Genomic DNA, 614 nt, shown 5'->3' with positions numbered 1-614 from the left:
GCTTCCGGCTTCCCGCTGCTTGTTCAACATTCGATGATGTTCACGGCGAGGCCGCCGCGGGCGGTTTCCTTGTACTTGCTCTTCATGTCGGCGCCGGTCTGGCGCATGGTGCGGATCACCTTGTCCAGCGAGATGAAGTGCTGGCCGTCGCCACGCAGGGCCATGCGCGCGGCGTTGATGGCCTTCACCGAGCCCATGGCGTTGCGCTCGATGCAGGGCACCTGGACCAGGCCGCCGACCGGGTCGCAGGTCAGCCCGAGGTTGTGCTCCATGCCGATCTCGGCGGCGTTCTCCACCTGCTGCGGGGTGCCGCCGAGGACTTCGCAGAGGGCGCCGGCGGCCATCGAGCAGGCCACCCCGACTTCGCCCTGGCAGCCGACCTCGGCGCCGGAGATGGAGGCGTTCTCCTTGTAGAGGATGCCGATGGCGGCGGCGGTGAGCAGGAAGCGCTCGACGCCGTCGTCGTTGGCGCCGGGCACGAAGCGGCTGTAGTAGTGCAGCACCGCCGGGACGATGCCGGCCGCGCCGTTGGTGGGCGCGGTGACCACGCGGCCGCCGGTGGCGTTCTCCTCGTTCACCGCGAGGGCGTAGAGGTTGACCCAGTCGAGCACCGA

Annotated in this window: 1 protein-coding gene; it reads right to left on the bottom strand. The window is 69.4% G+C overall.

Going from position 1 to position 614, the window contains the following annotated elements; genetic code table 11:
* Window positions 1-23: 23 nt before the first annotated feature.
* On the bottom strand, window positions 24-614 hold a 591-nt coding region (locus tag ACFPU0_RS14650), incomplete at its 5' end, for an L-serine ammonia-lyase (protein ID WP_377693822.1).

This window comes from Pseudomonas sp. GCM10022186 (genome assembly GCF_042656385.1).
Lineage (GTDB): Bacteria > Pseudomonadota > Gammaproteobacteria > Pseudomonadales > Pseudomonadaceae > Metapseudomonas.
The sequence above is the reverse complement of the archived record's forward strand: the minus strand, read 5'-3'. Positions and strand labels throughout refer to the sequence as shown.